Origin of the sequence: Paenibacillus nicotianae, from assembly GCF_042681745.1 — a bacterium.
GTDB classification, from domain to species: domain Bacteria; phylum Bacillota; class Bacilli; order Paenibacillales; family Paenibacillaceae; genus Saccharibacillus; species Saccharibacillus nicotianae.
In genome coordinates this window covers 1,504,872-1,525,745 of the sequence record NZ_JBHUGF010000010.1, presented here as the reverse complement: position 1 = coordinate 1,525,745, position 20,874 = coordinate 1,504,872, and the positions used below count along the sequence as shown (strand labels likewise).

Here is a 20,874-nt window from a genome sequence, read left to right as displayed (position 1 = left end):
TTTGAATATACAATTAACTTTTTCCTCCTGAAACAATCCTCCTGCGTGACATGGCACATACTTTCATATTTTCCATGTTGCCGATTATCAGGTCTTCACCATTTCAATAATCGTTTGTACTAATTGTTATACTTATTTGATAGTTAAATATGATGCTTTGTTCGCCTTACCTCCAAACTTTACGTAAAGGAGATAGCGATATCCGTTCCTCCAATCTTCAAGTTTTGGAGAACTTCATCAAATCAATCCGGCTTCCATCCATACTCATGTCGCTAATGATTTCCCGTATACCCACGATCTCACGAAAAACGTTTTCACTGACGCTTTTCTTGCGTGTTATCGATTCTAGTATACTTCGCTAACATTTTCCAACGGAATCCTGCTCCCTTCCTGTAGATCTTAACTACTAATACGGAAATGAGACTATCACCTGTTGGTGCTTGTTTGTTGCTTATGTGGTTCAGCACCTCTTGGTGATGTCTATATAATAAACCTATATTTTCAAAAGTTAAAGGGGAGTAAAGTTTGTTTTCGGACTGTAAAATGGGGTTTGGATAACTCAGGTCACATATGCTTGATTTCGCTTACATTTACTGTTTATTTTTAGCTTTTTTATCGATTTTATATACCGTAAAGTTGAATTTAAAATGGATTAAAGTTAGACTTTAAAAGGTCGCTTTTATTTCACATTAAATCGGACGATTATTTCATTAGATTTTATTAGGAGGAGCAACATGTCAGACTTATTTATATTTGGATTATTTGAAAGAACACGTAAAAGCATTCTTGGCTATACGGCGGAGTTGACTCCAGAACAACGTTCGATCGTTCCTACAGGATTCAACAACAATATTCACTGGCAATTGGGTCATATCATTTTTATTGCTGATGTAATTGTGCTTGGATTTGCTGGTCATGCTTCTCAAGTGCCGGCGGAGTATAGAACCTTTTTTGGACCGGGAACCAAACCGGCAGACTGGACAACTGAAGCACCAGCATGGGAAGAATTACTTGATGTATTTACAAAACAAACCCAAGTGTTACGCGAGACATTTGCAGGACAGATAAATGAGCCTATCGCGAATAAAGATAACTTTGCCAAAGCAGAAACTATTGGAAATGTACTAGAACTGAACACGATGCATGAAAGTTCACATTCTGGGATGATCAACGCTATGTCTCGGCTTGTTAAACAATCTTAATTTGTTCTACATCACGATAAAAAAGGAGTATAGCCGAAGATGCTATACTCCTTTTTTTGATGCTCTGAATAGAATCAAACGATGTGATAGCGATAAGATTGACTAACGTTCTAAAATAACGTAATATTCGAATTAATTGGAATATAATTACATAAAATAAAATATTATAGAGGTGATTTTGTTGGAAAAGTATTACCCATTACCTTTATCTACTTATTACAATAACAACGGATTTAGTTATGAATTAGAACAACGAATCGGTAATTTTACTACATTCGGTTCAGCATATCCCGGGGATGAAATCCCTGATCAAACAGATGTAATTATCGAAGATATTCCATTTTTATTTCCAGATGCTCAGGCTACTTTTAATAATATAGAATTAGAAAATCAACAATTGGATATTCCTGCGGATCATTATACAGCGATGTTTATTTTGGGAGCAGCCGATAATGGTTCGTATGAAGAACAAATGGAGTACTATTTTGACGATACGCTCGTAGACCAGACACCGCTAGCTTTGACCAACTGGACAGATCATATGCCCAAATATCAGGAAAAAGTTGTCTATCGCTGTAGTGGTATTTATACACAAAAAGGAGCGCTGTTAACAAGCAAACAGACAACGATCTGGTTGCAAACGTTATGGTTTGAGCATCCTATCTATATGAACACTATTGTCTTGCCGGATAATCCTTGTATGCATATATTCTCAATGACTTTAAAAAAGGGGAATACCAATGAACATGCAGCCACGACCTGAACCCAAAGACGGAGAAGATTGTTTTACATTATGTGTGAGTAGTATTCTGGCATATCACAATGTGCCTGAGTTTTGTAGTGTCTGGAAACAAAGTGGAATCGTTTACACTGAACAAGGAACAGTCGGGCAAGGTCGGTTATCTCCTATCTATATGGCTACTGAAAATGATCTACAATGGATTCACCGGATTAAGCTACAGATTTATCGCGAAAATGATCAAACAACAGTCGTAGAACATATTAAAACGCTCCTGATGCAAGGAGAGCCTGTCATTGTCTGGCTAGATGTGTTTGATATGAAATATAATTCGTTGTATCAACTGCATCACTTTGCCCATTGTTTATTACTTGTAGGGTATGCGGATCAGCAATTTGAATTTATCGATGAATTTTATCATCTCAAAGAAAGTATTGATGAACAGACATTAATCGATGCGCTGGATCTTAAACAAACAGAAATGATTGAAGAAGGAACCCATTATGTCTATAATGTGGTGGATAGTAGTCAAGTAACAACAGCAGTAACAGAAAAAGACATTTATGATGTGATCCAAATGAATCTTAGTGTTATGCAAAGTCAATATTCGCAAACGATTACAACAGATCATGGTCAACCTTTAACTGATGCTTATACCGGCTTACAAGCACTGGATCAGTATCTGAATCATATTAGAGAATGTCTGTCAGATATCTTGATGCTGACAGATGAATATGTAGAGCGGATGTATCAAGATTTATCTCGAATAAGCAATAATCGCTATTTGTTTACTTATTTTCTAGAGCAAGGTGTGTCTTATCATTCATCATTAGAACAATTAATTCAAATGTACCAATATGTAGCACAACGCTGGAAATTAGTCTCTAACATGGCACTAAAAAGCCAATATGCCGAAGGCGAAAAGCGCCAACAGATGGTAGAGCGAATCTGGCACAAATTACAAAATATTCGTCAGCTAGAGCAAGAAATAGTCGAATATAATCAATTAATTATAGAGAAAAAGGATCAAAAGATAGAAATGGAGTATTGATGAATGGCGTATAGAGTGGCGATCTGCGATGATGATCAGCAACAAAGAGAACTTGTCCAACATATGTTGATGACATTATCTATGAAAACCAGTATCGATTTTGAGATCGAATCTTTTGAATCTGGTGAATCATTAGTCTCTTATTATCAAAATAAACAACAACCTTTTCATATTTTGATTTTGGATATTGAAATGGGCGGTATTAATGGTATTCAGACAGCGCAACAGATTAGAGACCTCAAACATCTGGATGAACAAATAATATTTCTTACCAGTTATCCAGATTATATGATCGAAAGCTTTGATGTAGTGACTTTTCAGTATTTACTCAAACCGATTGCTCTAGCTACTTTTGAAGAAAAAATCCTTAAAGTATGCCAGTATTTTCAGTCGTTAGATAAACGAATTTTAATTATCAAATCGGATTATGAAGAAGTGGTATTGAAATATGATGATATTATTTCGATTGAAGCTATCAAAAGCCTGACCATGAAAAATAAACTGCATGTAGTCACTCTTCAGCAGACTCATATTACTAAAGGCACTATTTCTAACTATGCTACCGCATTAAAACAATATCATTTTTTGCAAATTCATCGATCGATCATTATCAACTTGCTTCATGTTAAAAAGTTTGCAGGGGGTATGGTTTTAATGTCCAATAGCGTAGAGTTACCGATCGGACGTTCTAAAGTAAAAGAAGTGAAAGACGTGTATACCAAATTTATGATCACAGGAATGTATGAATAGATGCAGACTCAACTATTGTTGCTGAATGCTTGTATTGTACTGGTGATGGGATTTCAAATTAATTTTTATTTTAATGCCGTTTTTGGCAAATCAAATCGGGCACCTAACCAATGGGTGTATTTTGTTTTGTTTGGTGTGCTCGATTTCTTTTATTTAAATGCATATACATCTTCTGTATTTTCTTCGGTATTGGCTTTGATCGTTATCTTTATTTTGTCGATCCCGTATCAGACTGAACTCAAAATGAAGATTGTGTTTTCGATTTTGTACGCGGTGTTACTGACCTTAGTCAATTTTATTTCGCTGTACATCTTATATCCTTTTAATGCGACAGAGCTAGGAACTTCCAATCCGGTTCAGATTGAAGAGTATGTGATTTTATCTAAAAGTGTACTGCTGAGTTGCTTAATGATGTTTGTGATCATTCTGGTTATTCGATTTATAGTTAAGCGTAGAAGCTTTCCGTTACATTATCGATACTATCTGCTTTTTCTTACGATACCAGCGATTAGTATTTATCAAGTCAATGTATTATCGATGTATAGTGAAAAGAATGTGTATTACTTTATTTCGATTTTTAGCTTTCTGTTTTTGAATGTATTTATTATTTATATATTAGATAATATGATCGAGAAGTTTCAATTGATCCATGAGAATATACAATTGCAAGATCAGATGGATTATCAAGATGCCAATTACGAGAAAACAGTGCATAGTTTTAAGCAGATCAAGCGAATTATTCATGATACCCATCAACAATTTCTGTATATTGAACAATGTATAGAAAAAAATGAATTGGACGAAGCTAAAAAACATATTCAAACGACATTAAATAAAGTCGAAGATGCCTACCAGCGAGTCAATACCGGTAATCTGGTTGTAGACGCGCTAGTGACTAATGCGCTTAATATCGGTCAAGCGAATGGGATTCAGATTGATACTCAACTGCAACTGTACTCTCAACATATTCAGATTGAGCGTTATGATCTCTGTGTAGTACTCGGTAATATGTTAGATAATGCTATCGAAGCTTCCAAAAAGATTAATATTGCAGAAGATCGTTACATATTGATCAGAATCCAATCTACTGATTCTCATCTATCGATTCATATTTTGAATCATACGATACAAGGCGCGGGGCAAATGCAAACTCAAAAATCGAATCCAGAGTTTCATGGAATTGGGTTGACCAATATTGATCGAATCTGCAACAAATACGGTGGGAATATGACAATAGAGCAAAAACATCACGTTTTTAATAATATGGTTATTCTTCCTTTTCAATAAAAAATATACACAGCCAACAATCTCTCATGTCGTTGAGGGATTGTTTTTTTCGTTTCAGCCCTTTTTGGAGATGATGCTACCTTTTGCATGTAAGATACAGATAGTGCTTATATTTGAACATGCTCAAGGGAGGAATAATATAATGAAAAAGATAGGAAGTTTACTATTAGCTGCTGTATTAACTGTTGTACCGATGACTTCATCTTTTGCACAAGGAAGTCAGTCTGATCTATCTCCAGAAGAAAAAGCGAAGCAATGGGCAACGACAGTGGTTAAAGATTACGGAGCAAGTGCTGTTCAATATGCTATTGTGGATCATGGTAAAGTGATTCTATCCGGTCATGCAGGTATCAAAAATCAAGCAACTCAAGAACAAATTACGCCAGATACGATGTTTGGTATAGGTTCTGTAAGTAAAATGTACGTTTCTTCAGCAGTCATGATGCTGGTGGATGCAGGTAAAATCAATATTGATCAACCCTTAACGACGTATATTCCTGATTTTAAAATGGCAGACGAGCGCTACAAAAAAATAACACCTCGTACATTGCTAAATCATTCTTCAGGACTATATGGATCGCATTATCATAACAGTATTTTGTTTGACGATAATGATACTCAGAACTACGATAACTTATTAAAAGAGCTACAAACAGAACGTCTCAAAGCTGATCCGGGCGCATTTTCTGTCTATAGTAACGATAGCTTTCAGTTACTAGAAGTGTTAGTCGAGCGAGTTAGCGGAATGAGCTATTCTGAATTTGTCAAAACTCGTATTAGCAATCCGATGAAATTCAAGTCTACTCATACTCCATTAGACCAATTTGATCGTAATCAACTATCCAAAACGTACTTTCCAGGGATCGAAAGTGCATTGCCTGTAGAAAATGCCAATATACTCGGTACAGGTGGTATTTATTCTACAGCCGAAGAACTAGCGACATTTGGCGATGTATTGATGGGCAATAAGCCGGAACTTTTATCTGCACAATCAGCTCAAGATATGCAAAAAGATGAATATCGTAATGGAATCTGGGTTCCTGAAGAAAGAAACACAACCAATTATGGTTTGGGTTGGGATGCTGTTGAGTTAGCGCCTTTCAGCGACTACGGTATCAAAGCATTGTCTAAAGGTGGAGATACGATCATGTATCATGCCGATCTGATTTCTTTGCCAGGCTATGATATGTCTGTTGCAGTGCTTTCCGCAGGTGGATCTTCTATATACAATACGCAATTAGCGACACAGCTATTATTAGAAGAACTGAAAGATCAAGGTAAAATCAAAAAGATTATACCTGATCCATCATTCAAACCTGTTGTTCCAGTAAAAATGCCTGCTGACTTAAAACAATACAATGGGTTGTATGGTACGCTAGATAATACGATACAATTAGAGATCAAAGATGGACAATTCACATTGCCAGATATTTTAGGAGGTATTATTCCTTCACAGACTTATGTATATACAGGCAAAAAACAATTTACAAGCAAGGATGGTAGTGCAGCAGTAAGCTTTGATAAACAAACTAATGGCAAAACTTATATCAAAGTGAATGCAAATGTCGATTCTCCAGGGCTAGGTCAAACGGTTATGGTCTTTTATGAATATCAAAAGTTAAATAAAAATAAAGTTTCTAGTGCTGTACAAAAAGCATGGGAATCCCGAAATGGCAAAAGTTATTTAGCTGTAGATGAAAAAATCAATTCTTCTTTTTATCTAGCTCCTTCTATTTTAACAAAAACAATCAAATTAGATGCTGCTAATGGCTATGTCAATGGAGATCAAATCATTGATCAAAATCATGCGGTCAATGTAGTACAAATTCCTGTTATGACGGGAAGAGACACGTTTGATCTTGAATTTGTCAAACAAAATAACATCGAATATTTAAAATCAGTCAAACAATTATATATCCCGGAAGATGCGATCCAACCTTTACCAAAACAAAATGCTTCTAACATCACGATCGCTTCCAATGGACATGTAAAATGGTTCAAAATAGATAAAAATACAGCAGGTAAAACGATAAACGTAGATTATGCAAACAATGCAGGCTTTGTTGTATATGATGCCAAAAGAAGTGTTGTACAATCTTCAATCGTCAACCCTAAAAAATCTGCTGTTCTTCCTGAAAATGGATTGATTGTGTTTGGCGGACAAGCAGGAGATGTTTTGAAAGTGTCATTGAGTAACAAGTAAAGTGATACGATTAAAATAGATAATTAAAATCATAAATCAATAGAAAAAAGTACGCATAAACATAAATAATGTTTGTGCGTACTTTTTTTGTATTATAATAGTCTGGTAAATACATAAGGACGTGGGAGTGGTATAGGAGACGATGAATAAATTAGAGATTCACTCTACAGAACAAAGTCGAAACGCACTGGAAGCTGAAACGGCTCGATTAGCAGATTTAATCTCAATCCATACTACGAAAGATGGAAGTTATGGTTCTGAGCAGATTTCAGGATTGTACTTTAATCGTTTCTCGCAAATAGAAAAAGCAGAATATACTCATACTATGTACTGGCCTACAGTAGGCATAGCAGCTCAAGGTAAAAAAGTCATTCAAGCAGGAAATGAGCATTACGAATATGGTGGTTCTACAATCTTCGTCGCCCCTGTAGCTATACCTGTTATGATGAAAACGATCGTAGCCAGTCCGACTGATCCTTTTTTAGGAGTAGGGATATACCTTAATCCGCAACGAATCGCTGAATTAGTACCCAAAGTATATCCTCAAGGATTACCCAAAGTGACAGAGCGAAGACCTGGATATATGATGCCTGGTGATCTGGCATTTGTACATGCAGTTGCCCGTTTGGTAGAGTGCCTTGCTAGTCCTAACGATAGTGAATTGCTTGCACCACTGATCGTTGACGAAATTTTTATACGCCTTCTTCGCAGTCCGATCGGTGTATTTGTAGCTGAGACTGTTTTTGTAGAATCCAATGTACAACGGGTCTCCAAAGCTATTCACTGGCTTCAAGAACATTTTGCCGAGCCTTTAAAAATTCCTGAGTTAGCAGATATGGTGCATTTGAGTCAATCTTCTTTCCGCGAGCATTTCAAAGCGATTACATCTATGAGTCCGTTGCAATACCAAAAAGCATTGCGTCTACAAGAAGCAAGACGACTTATGTTATCCGATCGTATGGATGCTATCACTGCTTGCCGAATGGTTGGATATATCAGCGATTCGCAATTTAGTCGAGATTATAGCCGCTTTTTTGGCAGTCCTCCTAGTAGAGATATGAACAGATGGCGCCAACATATGAATAGCTAATATTTAGAATACACTTTAAATACAAATATCGAAAAAGAACCTGCGGCTACTAGCTTTGCAGGTTCTTTTTCGATATACATAGATCTTCTGGCAAAATAGGCAAGAATTCACGCAGAATAAGCAAATGTGATCGTGCCATACATTCTATACTATAAGTAACTTAAAACGTAGTACAACTTAAAAGTAGCTACATTATATTGTTGTAGCACACTAGAAAATAAATGAAGATTTTAGGAGGATAAATAATGCGTGTATTTGTCACAGGAGCAACTGGTTTTATAGGAACAGCAGTTATTCAGGAGTTAATTCAAGCAGGGCATGAAGTAACAGGGCTTGTGCGTTCCACAGAAGGAGCTCGCAAGCTGACCACTCTTGGAGCAAAAGCACAGCAGGGAACTGTTGAAAATGTAGAAGATTTACGTAGAGGAGTTGCCGGAGCAGATGGAGTAATCCATACCGCTTTTTTTCATAAATTTTCGCATGCTAGCTTGTCTACACGTGTAAAGATTGTATTAGGTGGTAACCCGCGTCATGCGGCATCTCGATTTATGGCAATAGCTACCGAGACAGATCGACGTGCGATTGAAACGCTTGGTAAAGCCCTCTCAGGCGAAGATCGATCACTTGTGATGGCATTTCCAACAATGGCACTACGAGCCGGTTCGTTAGCCACTGAAAATGATCCTTCTGATCCTCAATCAGTAGGAGGTGGACGGACGATTTCAGAGACAACAACGCTGACACTCGCAAATCACGGGATTCGTTCTTCTGTGATTCGTATAGCCCCACTTGTACATGGTATGGGCGATAAAAGCGGTCTACTACCGACTTTGATTAGCATTGCTCGTAAAAAGGGCGTATCGGCTTATGTAGAAGACGGTGTAAATCGATGGCCAGCCGTACACCGATTAGATACAGCCCGTCTTTTTAGACTTGCTTTGGAACAAGCTTCCGCTGGTTCTATATTCCATGCAGTAGGAGAAGAAGGAGTGCCTTTTCGTGATATTGCTCATGCCATCGGTCGTTATCTAAATGTACCTGTATCAAGTATAAAGAAAGAACAAGCCAGTGCTCATTTTGGTTGGCTAGGTGCTTTTGTATCTGTAGACAATTACGTTTCCAGTACATTTACTCAAGAGCGGTTAGGCTGGAACATACAACAGCCTGATTTATTTACAGATATGGAGCAGGGGCATTACTTTTAACGTTAAATGTATAGATAACAATAGTCCCATGTAGATTACTATCCATTTATAATTGTTTGTTTTCCAGATATGCATCGATGCGATCTAATGCTTCTTGCGGGCCGCCTGTGTGTTGGAAGCTTTCATTAATTGCCTGTATCCCTTTTTTGTATAGTGGATTAGACAACACTTCTTGCACAGCTTCTTTGAGGGATTGTACATTAATCTGATCTTTGGTAATACGATAGCCTGCTTGTAGTTCAGTTAAGCGCTGAGCTACCATCGGCTGATCTTTGTCCTGTGGTAAAACAACTAAAGGCACATTAAAATGAATACCTTCATTAACGCTATTCATACCACCATGAGTAATAAATACATCGGTATGCTGTAACACTTCTAACTGAGGAACATAAGGTAAAATCATGATATGTTCAGGAGCCGAATTGATCTTCGTAGCGTCAACTTTTTCCCCTGTAGCAATGATTACAATACCGTTGAAGTCTGTAAAAGCTTCGATACAAGTATTAAAGAATTGTTCGGTGTGATCGAGAACGGTTCCCATTGAAATGTATAGTACTTTTTGATCTTTAAGAAGATGGATAGGAAATGAACTATTTGCGGTACGTTTTGGAAAGCTAGGCCCAATAAAAAGATGTTTATTGCCGAACTGATCGCCATTGGGTTGAAAGTATTTACTTGTATAAACAATATTTAGATCACCGTTATTGTTCATAAATTGGCTCAGTTCTTTAGGCGTAACATTGTATTCTTTTTTCAGTAGTGATAGTCCAGCTTGAACTTTCTCGGCAATTGGAGAAGTAGTATCCATATGACTTGGAAAAATTCGTTTAGTCATCTGATCATTCGATATCAAAAAAGATGGAGACGAGGAAATACCCGGAATATTCAGAAAATCTCGAACTAATTCACCGGCTCCAAATTTATCATAAAATACAAAATCAAACTGCATGGTCTGCGATAGCTGCTTGGTTAATGCTAAAATGTGTAACGACGTTTGAATATGAATATTTAAAAATTCATTTATCCCGTCGGGGCTACCTATACGGATAATAGCATTTTTAAGCAGATCAGTATGAACATGAACAATCGCTCCAACAGCTTCTAATCTATCTCTGAACTTCTCTGTTGTAATATAATGAACTTCATCGCCACGTGATGTAAACGCATGAGTGATCCCAAGTGTTGGATTTACATGTCCTTCTGCTGGAAAATTAACGATTAGAATACGTAACATTCGATATCACTCCTATTGGATAGTATAAGAAATAAAGACGTTGCTTATTAATGATAACAATAATCTATTTCTTTTCCAATTTTACCGATGTTTCACAACAATAGATCAGTAAGTAGGAGTGATATCGTAATCGTTTTGCTAGAAATAGTTATTCTAGCGCTGTATCTGATTTCTCGCCAAATACTTTGCCGAAATTCTCCATCGCATCCAGTACAGGAATAAGCGCTGTTCCTTTTTCAGTCAATGAATATTCTACTTTCGGTGGAACTACAGGGTATACTTTGCGTTCAATAACACCGTCTTTTTCTAATTCACGAAGTTGTTTACTGAGAGATCCTTGTGAAAGATCACCTAAAAACTGTTTGATATCTGAATATCTGCGTGTATGATCTTTCAGATACCATAAGATAAAGTATTTCCAGCGTCCTGATAAAATATTTTGAGTGAAAGCGATAGTATACATATCTGTTAGATCATTAACAAATTCTCTTTGAAATCCATCTTTACAAACCCTCATATTTTTAATCTCCTTTTCTAAGTACATATTCTAAGTACATAAATGTGTACCATGTACATCTAAATTGCCCTCTATGCAACTTTATAGTATCCCTTTATGATTATTTTATGACGCAAATTGTTCTAGATCAAACGATCAGATAGCAGGTTGTATCACAAATATATATTTAGCAAGCTAAGTAATATTGTAACATATCTATAACTATTAGAGGAGAGAATATACTTGAATAAAACATTAGAATTACTTCATAACCATTCATCTGTACGTTCGTACACCAATCAACCATTAACCGAAGAGCAGATAGACGCTATTTTTCAAGCAGCTATTCAAACATCATCGTTTAGTCTTTTACAAGCAGTATCTATTATTCGCGTTACAGAGCCTGAGCTTCGTAAAGAAGTGATGGAACTTTGTGGTCATCAACCTTATATCGGTGAAGCAGCAGAATTTTGGGTGTTCTGTTCAGACTTTAATCGGAATCATGAAATTGCTCCTGAAGTAGATATAGAATATATCGAATTTCTAACGATAGGTTTAGTAGATGCTGGACTTATGGCACAAAATGCTTTGACAGCAGCAGAATCGATGGGGCTTGGTGGCGTGTACATCGGTGGAGTCAAGCTAAATATTGAGAAACTATCGCAAGTGTTGCAGTTGCCTAAATACGTTATTCCAGCAGTAGGATTATGTATTGGTGTTCCAGCCGAAGAGAAAGCAGAACTCAAACCGCGCTTACCCAAATCGATGGTACTGTTTGAAAATAAATACCAACCGTTAGACAAAGAAAAATTGTCTATTTATGATAACACAATGAAAAAATACTATGCTGATCGTCCAATTAGAGCGCCATTCACTGCGAAAACAGTCAAAGGATGGAGCGATCATATTCATGATCATCTACAAAGAAGTATCCTGCCAGATATGTTGAATTATATGAACAAAATGGGATACGCTAAAAAATAAATGTCGCTCTTGAAGTCAATTGACACATTAATTTCTTCATGCTATATTTAGCCCGCTAATGACTATTGAAGAAATAAGGAATGATGAATAGATGAACGAACCGGTCAAAAATCAAGTAGATTGTGATATTCGTGAATCGTTAGATCGTGTCTCTTCCCAAATGCGTCGAGACTACAATGAGTCTTTAAGACAAATTAATCTTTATGCGGGTCAAGATAAATTGCTACATCGATTATGGCTAGGGGATGGTATTACACAGATGCAATTATGTGAGCATTTAAAATGCGAGCCACCTACTGTAACCAATATGGTCAAATCTCTTGAACAAAATGGATTTATATATCGTAAACGTGATGAACATGATGCTCGCGTGATGCGAATTTTTCTAACAGATGAAGGAAAATTGTTGCAAAAACCAGTAGATCAGAAATGGAAAGAACAACAAGAAAAATTGCTAGACTCTATTTTTCCAGAAGAACGTGTGTTTTTGAGAAGGATTTTAAGACAAATGGAGAGCAACTTATCATAAGTTGTTCTTCCTTCATACATTTTACATTCATCTTTTTATTTCAAAATATAATTAGCCTGCTAAGTAAAAGGAAGATAAATATGGAACAGAAAAAACAAATGCAGTTATCTTTACAAATGGTTTCAGGATATGGGGCTGAATTTAACGCATGGAGAATGCCAGGTGCTGATCCAGCCGCTTATACAAATATAGATAGTTATGTAGAACGTGCGAAATTAGCCGAGCAAGGCAAGTTTCAAATGATTTTTATTGCAGATACACCAGCATTAACAAGTAGCTTGAGTACTAAGACACCTATGTTTCCGATGGACCCGATGTTAGCCTTAATGGCTGTTGCTAGAGAAACGAAGCATATTGGGCTTGTGGCTACCTTATCGACCACTTTTAATTATCCGTATAATCTAGCACGTCAATTCAAAGCATTAGATGTGATCAGTCATGGTCGGGTAGGATGGAATGCGGTGACAACATCCGATCCAAATGTTGCAGCTAACTTTGGAAGCAAGCCTGTTAATCGTCAAGAACGATACGAAAAAGCTCATGAGGCGATAGAAATAGTACAAGCTTTATGGGGAAGCTGGCAAGAAGATGCTTGGACATTGGATGTAGAGACAGGTCAATTTGCAGATATGGATAAAATTCAACCCGTTCATTTGCAAGGGGAATATTATGCGACTCGTGGGCCATTGCCTATTCCTCCATCCGAACAAGGACAGCCGGTTATTTTTCAAGCAGGAGGGGGACAAGAAGGATTAGAACTGGCAGGTAGATTCGCTTCTGGTGTATATGCTAATCCTTATGATATCGAATCTGCACAAGAATATAGACAGACTATTCGGCAAAGTGCTGCACAATTCGGTCGCAACCCTGATGATATTAAAATGTTTGCAGGGTTTATGTTCTCACTAGGAGCTACAGAAGAAGAAGCGCTGATGCGTCGCAAACAGCTTATGGATTTTAATCCTGAAGAGATTCCAGGCCGAGTTAGTTATCTGGGATCGATGATCAATCTACCGCTATCTGTACATTCGATAGATATCGATCAGCCGTTAGCACCGCAATTGCTTCAACGTGCTTATGCTAGCCCAATGGATCCGCGTTCGCCCAAAGCATTACAATTGCTACAACAAGGTTTGTCTGTTCGAGATGTACTTGCTCATGGAGTTATCAATTACCATCCTGTAGTTGCTGGTACACCTGTACAAGTAGCTGACTTTTTAGAAGAATGGTTTCTGGCGGGTGCATGTGATGGATTTTCGATTGTACCTGATGCTTCATTTGATGGAGTAGCTGATTTTGTACATCTAGTTATCCCTATTTTACAAGAACGTGGTATATTTCATAATGAATACGAAGGCAATACATTGCGTGAAAATATGGCAGTTCCTTATCAATATGGAGTGCAAAAGTAAGATTAACGTGTAATAGGTAGATGTAGGAATGTATATATTTAATCATGGAACACAAAGGAGATCGCAGATATGACTAAAAAAATAAGAGTAGGTATTATTGGCGGATCGGTGAATAATGGATGGGCAAATAGTACACATATTCCCGCAGTTCAGCATCTTGAAGAATATGAGTTAACCGCAGTAGCTACAAGTAACAAAGAAAGTGCTGCAAAAAGTGCTGAAGCTTTTAAAGCTACTCATGGTTTTGATCAAATTGAAGAGTTGGCTCAACATCCTGATGTAGATATGGTCGTCGTGAGTATCAATGTGAAAGAGCATTATCATGCCGTCAAAACGGTTATTCCTGCTGGAAAGCCGATTTATAGCGAATGGCCGCTAGGATCTACAACAGAAGAAGCTATTGAAATGCAACAATGGGTAGAAGAGCATCAGATTCCAACTGCGATAGGATTACAAGCAAGACAAGCTCCAGCCATTAAGTATGTAAAAGAGTTGTTGAAAGAAGGATATGTAGGAAAAGTATTGTCTGCTCAACTAAAAGTCTCTATGCAAGGTATGGGGGGCAAAGCTGATAAATCGACAGCCTATTTGTTTGATCACACATATGGAGGGAATTTGTTGACAATCGTAGGTGGACATAATATAGATGCATTCACTTATATGGTTGGAGACTTTGCAGAACTTTCAGCGACAACAGCGCAACAGTATGCAGAAGTAGAATTAGAAGATATCCAAAAAGTAATCGAAAAAACAACAGATGATCAAATTCTAGTCACAGGCAAATTAACAAATGGAGCAGCAGCAAGTATTCATATTCAAGGAGGAGTCAAACATCAAACAGGAGTGACTATTGAAATCTTTGGTGATCAGGGTACGATTGTTTTGCATGCACCAATGACTATTCAATTTGGATCACATGATTTATTAGGAGCAAGTTCTGCTGACGCCGAGCTACAAGAGCTAACGATCCCTGATACCTATTATTCTGCACCGGATTCTCTGCAAGATGACTCTGGCATGGTATTAAATATCGCTCAAGTGTATCGCGCATTTGCGCAAGATATTCAAGAAGGAACATCGTTGGTATCGAATTTTGCAGATGCAGTCAAAGTGCACAAGCTAATTGATGCTATCCAAAAATCTGCGCAAACAGGTGAACGTCAGTATCTTTAAATAAGAGTTGATTTTCAGCTTTATACCAGACTGATCAGTAAATCATAGTGCAACAAAATGATAGACGGTACAAGCTTGAATAGCAGCATAACATTCAAAAGGGAGAAGCCATCTTATATGATGGCTTCTCCCTTTTTGTGCTAACTATAATAGATTTGATCTGTTGTACTCAAGGTTGAAAGCGATAGCCTACACCCCATACTGTCTGAATATAGCGAGGATTACCAGGATCTTCTTCTGTTTTTTCGCGTAGTCGATTGATATGAACAGCTACAGTAGCGTTATCACCAACCGATTCAAATCCCCATATACGCTCATAAAGCGTTTCTTTACTAAATACATTGTTAGCATGTACGATCAGAAAGTGGAGCAGATCAAATTCTTTTTTCTTCAACTCTAGTTCTTTGCCATGTAGATATGCCCGATGAGCCTGTGTATTAATAACAAAAGAACCAATTTCGATATGACTATTTCTATGATGATCCGGTTTTCCTTTGATTCGATCATATTGAGCCAGATTCGACTTTACTCTCGCTACTAATTCATTCGGAGAAAATGGTTTGACAATATAGTCATCTGCCCCTAATCCTAATCCGCGAATCTTATCGATATCTTCTTGCTTGGCTGTGACCATTAGAATAGGTATATCCAGCTTTTCACGCAAGCGACGACATACTGAAAATCCATCTTCACCCGGTAGCATAAGATCAAGCAAAATCAGATCGTAAGGTTCAGACAAAGCTTTTTCTGCACCGGTCAGTCCATTGTCTGCAATCTCAACTGCAAAATGATTGATTTCAAGATAGTCCCGTTCAATCGATGCTATCGCTTCATCGTCTTCTATAATTAGTATTTTTCTCATTGTACTTCCTCCTGATTAATCAATGGAAGTTGAATTTTAATCTGTAGACCACCTGATGACGCATGCATTGCCCGAATCGTTCCACCCATGCGTTCCACTGCTTTGGCAGTAATAGCTAAGCCAAGCCCGCTACCTTTATTAGGATTATTACGCGAAGGATCACTCCGATAAAATAAATCAAATAGTTGCGGCAATGACTCATCAGGAACACCCGGGCCATCGTCGGTAATACAAATAGTGAGCTGATCATCATCTACATTAGTCTCGATATGCACCCATCCACGTTCTTTATACTTGTACTTTAAGCTATTTTCTACAATATTCGTGAAAATGCTATCCAATTGCAACTGATCTGCAAAAATTATAGCAGTCTGTTGTGAAAATGAAGTAGTGATATACAGACCTTTACTGCGATATTCTTCCGCAGTTGCTTTTACAAGCGATTCTAATTCATAATTCACATCTAACCATTCAGGATCATGCGGATCATGACCTAGATCCATTTTGGAAAATAGAAAGATTTTGGCAACCATCCGATCAATATCTCTTGCTTTGGTCTGAATCATAGTAATGTACTTATGCTGAGCTTCCGGGGTGTTAGCTACTCCATCTAACAGCCCTTCTGAATACGCACGAATCGAAGTGAGTGGAGAACGCAGATCATGTGAGATACTAGCAAGTAGTTCTTTACGACTTTCTTCCTGACGCTGAATCAATTGCATCGACTGCTTCAATTGCAATGCCATATCATTAAAATCATGACAGACTGCTGCAAATTCATCTTTGCTCTCATATTGAATACGTGTATCTAGATTACCATCTCTAATCTGCTGAACGCCTGCTACCAATGTATTCAGTGGTTGACTAATCCGCTTGAACACAAAATAAGTTAGAAACCGATTGGTAAAAAAGATAGTTACAATAATGCCGACTCCAAATAAAATCATAAACAGTGTGATTAACATCTGATACCGACTATAGTAACTATCATCATTTGTACCATTCTCATGAAACGAATCAAATGTGGAAATCACATAGGTTTTATTATCGACGGTTACTTTTTTGCTATACACATCTTCTTCGGCAAGATAAATACTACCTTCTCCGTTCAAAGACCAGATCGCTGTCATCATTTTATCATTAGCATCGATCGTCAGTTTTCCCATATTTAATAGGGGAACACGAGTGTTATAATCGTGCACTGTCAGCCTCATCGAATGCTTTTGTAAATAATCTTCTAATTGCTGCTTTTCAGCCATTTTCTGGTTTTGTGGATTTTGGATTAGTTCGGTAGCGACAGAAGTGATTTTCTCCGGTACATCATAGATAGAGCTTTCATTATCGTATTTCATTTTCCAATATTGGTAAGATACATATTGTCCGGCTCCGATAATAATGGCTGAAATCAGTACAGGTATGACAATCATCAAAATATTAGAAATGATCAAGCGTTGTTTAATAGTCATACCGCGTACTCCTTCGATAATAGATAAGTAATAACGAATGTGTTGTAGCATTTAGTCTGTACGAAGCGCATAAATAGGGCGTAAACGTGCAGCTTTATTAGCAGGAATAATGCCAAATAGAACACCAATCACAAATGAAAATGCGAATGAGATCGTAACCATATTCCATGCATATTGAATCGGAAATGGTGTGAATTTACCCGCCACCCACACGAGCCCTATACCGACCCCGATACCAAGCAATCCGCCAAGCGTACTAAGAAATATCGATTCGATCATAAATTGGATCAAAATATTACTCTTTTTAGCACCAATCGCTTTGCGAATACCGATCTCACGAGTCCGTTCATTTACAGATACAATCATAATATTCATAATTCCGATGCCACCTACAATCAGTGAAATACCTGCGATCCCTGCTAGAGATGCTGACATCAATGCATTGGTTTTTTCCATAGATTTGATCATTTCTTGAGCATCAAATATATCGTAGGCTGAAGGATCTTTAAATTTCTGTTCAAGACTAGCAGCAATTTGTTCTTTGACTGTAGGAATATCCTGTTCGGTTACCGTTTTGACTTCAAAAGTCTGAATACCTTTAGTCTGTAAAAAGCGCTCTGCTGTAGCAAGTGGAATTAGAATTTTCTCATCATTGGAACCCATTAAGCTTGTACCTTTACTTTGCAACAAACCTACGATTTTGAATGTTTCACCATTAAGGCGGATATCATGTCCGACAGGATTTTCAGTGCCAAATAAAGTCGTTGCCGTAGAGGAGCCGATCACAGCTATTTTTTGTCGGTACTGACTATCGATATTAAGAACAAATCGTCCTGATTGTACATGAAAATCTTTAACATGCTCATATGCAGGCGTTACACCTTCTAATGAAACATTGACATTATTGTTGCGATTTTTGGCAGTGACATTGCCAGAAAGGATAGGGGATACACCGGATACACCTTTCAATTGGTTATAAGCACTTACTTCCTCGTAAGTCAGCGAGCTGGTCACTCCACGTCCCATCACAGTAACCGAAAGTAGATTTGTTCCCATATCCCCAAATTGATCGCTAATCTGACTGTTAAAACTCATGCCTACAGAGACTACTAGAATCACTGAAGATACACCTATAATAATCCCTAACATTGTCAAAAAAGAACGGATTTTATTGCCGATTACACTAAGCAATGCCATACGTATACTTTGAAAAAAGATCATTGATCATTCCTCCGATCTTCTGTCAAAATGCCATTCTGAATACGAATTACACGTTTGGCTTGATCAGCGATATCCAGATCATGTGTAATCAAAATGATCGTATGTCCTTGTTGATTCAGACTTTTGATCATCTGCATTACTTCTTTACCTGTGTTGGTATCCAAAGCACCTGTCGGTTCATCTGCCAGTAATAAAGGAGGATCACCAGCAAGCGCACGAGCTATGGCTACACGTTGCTGTTGTCCGCCGGATAACTGATTAGGACGATGATACATGCGTTCATACAAACCTACTTGTTCCAAAGCCTGACTCGCTCTTTGTTTACGTTCTCGATAAGACAATCCACGATAGATCAAAGGAAGCTCTACATTTTCGATAGCTGATAATTTAGGCAATAGATTAAAACTTTGAAAAATAAAACCGATTTTCTCATTGCGAATTTTGGCGAGTCGATTATCAGACGTTTTACGCACATTTTGACCATCTAGTATATACTCTCCGCTATTGGGCAGATCAAGACATCCAATCATATTCATTAAAGTAGACTTGCCTGATCCAGAAGGGCCAATAATCGCTACAAATTCACCATGATGCACAGACATCGAGATATCTTGCAAAATAGGCATCTGTTGTCCTGCCATCATATAACCATGATTCATATGACTAATCTGTATAAGTGGCTCCTTATTCATGGAGTGCCACCACCTGTAGAAGAGCTATCACTAGATGTACCCGTATTCGTATCGGTAGTATTATTATCGGTTGAGGTACTATTATTTGTTGAATTACTGTCAGTTGAACCACTATCTGAAGTTGTAGCCGAACTACTGTCATCGACACTGCCTCCACCAGACATACTGCTATCTGGTGAGGTCGTACCCAGTCCACTCATATCGCTGGAAGGAATAACGATAAGATCGCCTTCTTTTAGACCGCTTTTAATCTCAATTTGACTATCATCATGAATCCCGATAGTTACTTTCTGTTCAGTCGTAGCATCCGGTTGTGCATTTTGCGTACCCGCAGATACTTTTGCTTTTTGAACTACATATTGATCACCTTGTTGAATAACAGATTCGATCGGTAAAACAAGAATATTCTTTTTCTGTTCAACCAACAGAGTAGCCTGTGCTGACATACCTGCTTTAATCTCACCCGGTTGATCTAAATGAATCGTTACACCAAAAGTAGAAACACCATTTTTGATCGAACCTTCATTTGCGATCGTAGATACTTTACCAGTATAGGTTTTGCCCGGTAGCGCATCTAGCTGAAGTGTAGCCTTTAATCCTTCATGAATCTTAAGCACATCTAATTCATCCACCTGAATTGTAGCACTCAAATCTTGATAATCTACAATAGTAAATGCTTCTGCGCCACTACTAACTGCTCCACCTGGAGCGATATTCATTTTGGTAATCGTTCCACTAATCGGAGAAATCAGTGGAGCCGGAGCCGCTTGATCTTTTTGTAGACGAGTAATTTCTGTTTCAGTAACAGTAATATCGTCTTTCCCTTTTTCTATGCCTAGACGAGCGGTATCTAATTCGGTTGGTGTAGCGTTATTCATCACTAGCTGTTTGTATTGTTCTTGTTTGTCTTGAAGATCACTTTGTTGTTGCTTTAATGTATTGGTTTGTTGGGTGATATCTTTGGAATTGTCTTTATTTTTATAATTGAACAAGACCTGTCCTTTTTGAACACGTTCATTCAGCTTACCGTTCACCTGATTAACATTACCTTCATGATCAGCATAGACAATGGTTTGACTGGTTGCTTTGATCGATCCAGCACCTTTGATCAATACTGTGATTTCCCCTTTTTGTACAGGTATAGAAGGGGTAGGTTCTACAACCAATTCATCTTGTGCTTTAGGCCAGAGAACATAAGCAGTTACTCCGGCAGCCGCTAATACTACAATAATAGCTATAGTCATCCAAAGTCGTTTTTTACTTTTCATAGGTTCCTCC

Annotated in this window: 19 protein-coding genes; 12 read left to right on the top strand and 7 right to left on the bottom strand. The window is 37.7% G+C overall.

Annotation, left to right across the window (positions count from 1 at the left end):
• Positions 1-734 precede the first annotated feature (734 nt).
• From ACFSGI_RS11010 to ACFSGI_RS10975, 8 genes are all read left to right on the top strand, one after another.
• The gene (locus ACFSGI_RS11010; RefSeq protein WP_204824178.1) at positions 735-1,202 is read left to right on the top strand and encodes a DinB family protein; all 468 of its coding nucleotides are present in this window, start codon (positions 735-737) and stop codon (positions 1,200-1,202) included.
• Between the two features lie 181 nt (positions 1,203-1,383).
• Positions 1,384-1,965 (top strand): hypothetical protein, encoded by a 582-nt coding sequence (locus ACFSGI_RS11005; RefSeq protein WP_204824177.1) that lies wholly within the window; start codon positions 1,384-1,386, stop codon positions 1,963-1,965.
• Positions 1,943-2,992 carry a BtrH N-terminal domain-containing protein gene (locus tag ACFSGI_RS11000; protein WP_204824176.1) on the top strand — a complete coding sequence of 350 codons (1,050 nt, stop codon included), beginning with the start codon at positions 1,943-1,945 and terminating at the stop codon, positions 2,990-2,992. Before ACFSGI_RS11005 ends, ACFSGI_RS11000 begins: the two co-directional genes overlap by 23 nt.
• A 3-nt stretch (positions 2,993-2,995) precedes the next feature.
• The gene (locus ACFSGI_RS10995) at positions 2,996-3,742 is read left to right on the top strand and encodes a LytR/AlgR family response regulator transcription factor (protein ID WP_204824175.1); all 747 of its coding nucleotides are present in this window, start codon (positions 2,996-2,998) and stop codon (positions 3,740-3,742) included.
• Positions 3,743-5,029 carry a GHKL domain-containing protein gene (locus ACFSGI_RS10990; RefSeq protein ID WP_204824174.1) on the top strand — a complete coding sequence of 429 codons (1,287 nt, stop codon included), beginning with the start codon at positions 3,743-3,745 and terminating at the stop codon, positions 5,027-5,029.
• 142 nt (positions 5,030-5,171) lie between these two features.
• The gene (locus tag ACFSGI_RS10985; RefSeq protein WP_204824173.1) at positions 5,172-7,232 is read left to right on the top strand and encodes a serine hydrolase domain-containing protein; all 2,061 of its coding nucleotides are present in this window, start codon (positions 5,172-5,174) and stop codon (positions 7,230-7,232) included.
• Positions 7,233-7,374: 142 nt separating this feature from the next.
• Positions 7,375-8,322, top strand: coding sequence for an AraC family transcriptional regulator (locus ACFSGI_RS10980; protein WP_204824172.1), 948 nt, complete (start codon positions 7,375-7,377; stop codon positions 8,320-8,322).
• Positions 8,323-8,567: 245 nt separating this feature from the next.
• Positions 8,568-9,527, top strand: a complete 960-nt coding sequence (locus tag ACFSGI_RS10975) for an SDR family oxidoreductase (protein ID WP_204824171.1) — start codon at positions 8,568-8,570, stop codon at positions 9,525-9,527.
• A 46-nt stretch (positions 9,528-9,573) separates the two neighbouring features.
• On the opposite strand, the gene ACFSGI_RS10970 is transcribed toward ACFSGI_RS10975, so the two are convergent.
• Entirely contained in the window at positions 9,574-10,761 is a 1,188-nt protein-coding gene (locus ACFSGI_RS10970) for a macrolide family glycosyltransferase (RefSeq protein WP_204824170.1), read from the bottom strand.
• Positions 10,762-10,909: 148 nt separating this feature from the next.
• Entirely contained in the window at positions 10,910-11,278 is a 369-nt protein-coding gene (locus ACFSGI_RS10965) for a winged helix-turn-helix transcriptional regulator (RefSeq protein WP_204824169.1), read from the bottom strand.
• 222 nt (positions 11,279-11,500) lie between these two features.
• Between ACFSGI_RS10965 and nfsA the strand changes: the two genes are divergently transcribed.
• The 4 genes from nfsA (at position 11,501) to ACFSGI_RS10945 (ending at position 15,355) form a co-directional block, all read left to right on the top strand.
• Positions 11,501-12,241 (top strand): oxygen-insensitive NADPH nitroreductase, encoded by a 741-nt coding sequence (gene nfsA, locus ACFSGI_RS10960; protein ID WP_204824168.1) that lies wholly within the window; start codon positions 11,501-11,503, stop codon positions 12,239-12,241.
• A gap of 91 nt (positions 12,242-12,332) precedes the next feature.
• Entirely contained in the window at positions 12,333-12,770 is a 438-nt protein-coding gene (locus ACFSGI_RS10955) for a MarR family winged helix-turn-helix transcriptional regulator (protein ID WP_204824167.1), read from the top strand.
• 80 nt (positions 12,771-12,850) lie between these two features.
• Positions 12,851-14,182 carry an NtaA/DmoA family FMN-dependent monooxygenase gene (locus ACFSGI_RS10950; RefSeq protein ID WP_379283184.1) on the top strand — a complete coding sequence of 444 codons (1,332 nt, stop codon included), beginning with the start codon at positions 12,851-12,853 and terminating at the stop codon, positions 14,180-14,182.
• A 69-nt stretch (positions 14,183-14,251) separates the two neighbouring features.
• A complete protein-coding gene (locus ACFSGI_RS10945; RefSeq protein ID WP_204824166.1) occupies positions 14,252-15,355 on the top strand; it encodes a Gfo/Idh/MocA family protein in 1,104 nt (367 codons plus the stop codon).
• A 169-nt stretch (positions 15,356-15,524) separates the two neighbouring features.
• Here ACFSGI_RS10945 and ACFSGI_RS10940 read toward each other — a convergent pair whose 3' ends face one another.
• The 5 genes from ACFSGI_RS10940 to ACFSGI_RS10920 are packed head-to-tail and all read right to left on the bottom strand — an operon-like array spanning position 15,525 to position 20,864.
• A complete protein-coding gene (locus ACFSGI_RS10940) occupies positions 15,525-16,217 on the bottom strand; it encodes a response regulator transcription factor (RefSeq protein WP_204824165.1) in 693 nt (230 codons plus the stop codon).
• Positions 16,214-17,683 carry a sensor histidine kinase gene (locus ACFSGI_RS10935; RefSeq protein ID WP_204824164.1) on the bottom strand — a complete coding sequence of 490 codons (1,470 nt, stop codon included), beginning with the start codon at positions 17,681-17,683 and terminating at the stop codon, positions 16,214-16,216. Before ACFSGI_RS10935 ends, ACFSGI_RS10940 begins: the two co-directional genes overlap by 4 nt.
• A gap of 51 nt (positions 17,684-17,734) precedes the next feature.
• Positions 17,735-18,904 (bottom strand): ABC transporter permease, encoded by a 1,170-nt coding sequence (locus ACFSGI_RS10930; protein ID WP_204824163.1) that lies wholly within the window; start codon positions 18,902-18,904, stop codon positions 17,735-17,737.
• Positions 18,901-19,596 (bottom strand): ABC transporter ATP-binding protein, encoded by a 696-nt coding sequence (locus tag ACFSGI_RS10925; protein ID WP_204824162.1) that lies wholly within the window; start codon positions 19,594-19,596, stop codon positions 18,901-18,903. The genes ACFSGI_RS10930 and ACFSGI_RS10925 overlap by 4 nt, the downstream gene beginning before the upstream one ends.
• Positions 19,593-20,864, bottom strand: coding sequence for an efflux RND transporter periplasmic adaptor subunit (locus ACFSGI_RS10920; RefSeq protein WP_204824161.1), 1,272 nt, complete (start codon positions 20,862-20,864; stop codon positions 19,593-19,595). The genes ACFSGI_RS10925 and ACFSGI_RS10920 overlap by 4 nt, the downstream gene beginning before the upstream one ends.
• Positions 20,865-20,874: the final 10 nt, after the last annotated feature.

Bases quoted from the DNA above. Each gene is read 5' to 3' on its own strand.
- ACFSGI_RS10985 (WP_204824173.1), top strand. From the start codon at position 5,172: ATGAAAAAGATAGGAAGTTTACTATTAGCTGCTGTATTAACTGTTGTA.
- ACFSGI_RS11000 (WP_204824176.1), top strand. From the start codon at position 1,943: ATGAACATGCAGCCACGACCTGAACCCAAAGACGGAGAAGATTGTTTT.
- ACFSGI_RS10950 (WP_379283184.1), top strand. From the start codon at position 12,851: ATGGAACAGAAAAAACAAATGCAGTTATCTTTACAAATGGTTTCAGGA.
- ACFSGI_RS10935 (WP_204824164.1), bottom strand. From the start codon at position 17,683: ATGACTATTAAACAACGCTTGATCATTTCTAATATTTTGATGATTGTC.
- ACFSGI_RS10955 (WP_204824167.1), top strand. From the start codon at position 12,333: ATGAACGAACCGGTCAAAAATCAAGTAGATTGTGATATTCGTGAATCG.
- ACFSGI_RS10920 (WP_204824161.1), bottom strand. From the start codon at position 20,864: ATGAAAAGTAAAAAACGACTTTGGATGACTATAGCTATTATTGTAGTA.
- ACFSGI_RS10925 (WP_204824162.1), bottom strand. From the start codon at position 19,596: ATGAATAAGGAGCCACTTATACAGATTAGTCATATGAATCATGGTTAT.
- ACFSGI_RS10975 (WP_204824171.1), top strand. From the start codon at position 8,568: ATGCGTGTATTTGTCACAGGAGCAACTGGTTTTATAGGAACAGCAGTT.
- ACFSGI_RS10970 (WP_204824170.1), bottom strand. From the start codon at position 10,761: ATGTTACGTATTCTAATCGTTAATTTTCCAGCAGAAGGACATGTAAAT.
- ACFSGI_RS10980 (WP_204824172.1), top strand. From the start codon at position 7,375: ATGAATAAATTAGAGATTCACTCTACAGAACAAAGTCGAAACGCACTG.
- ACFSGI_RS10940 (WP_204824165.1), bottom strand. From the start codon at position 16,217: ATGAGAAAAATACTAATTATAGAAGACGATGAAGCGATAGCATCGATT.
- ACFSGI_RS10965 (WP_204824169.1), bottom strand. From the start codon at position 11,278: ATGAGGGTTTGTAAAGATGGATTTCAAAGAGAATTTGTTAATGATCTA.
- ACFSGI_RS10990 (WP_204824174.1), top strand. From the start codon at position 3,743: ATGCAGACTCAACTATTGTTGCTGAATGCTTGTATTGTACTGGTGATG.
- ACFSGI_RS10945 (WP_204824166.1), top strand. From the start codon at position 14,252: ATGACTAAAAAAATAAGAGTAGGTATTATTGGCGGATCGGTGAATAAT.
- ACFSGI_RS11010 (WP_204824178.1), top strand. From the start codon at position 735: ATGTCAGACTTATTTATATTTGGATTATTTGAAAGAACACGTAAAAGC.
- ACFSGI_RS10995 (WP_204824175.1), top strand. From the start codon at position 2,996: ATGGCGTATAGAGTGGCGATCTGCGATGATGATCAGCAACAAAGAGAA.
- ACFSGI_RS10930 (WP_204824163.1), bottom strand. From the start codon at position 18,904: ATGATCTTTTTTCAAAGTATACGTATGGCATTGCTTAGTGTAATCGGC.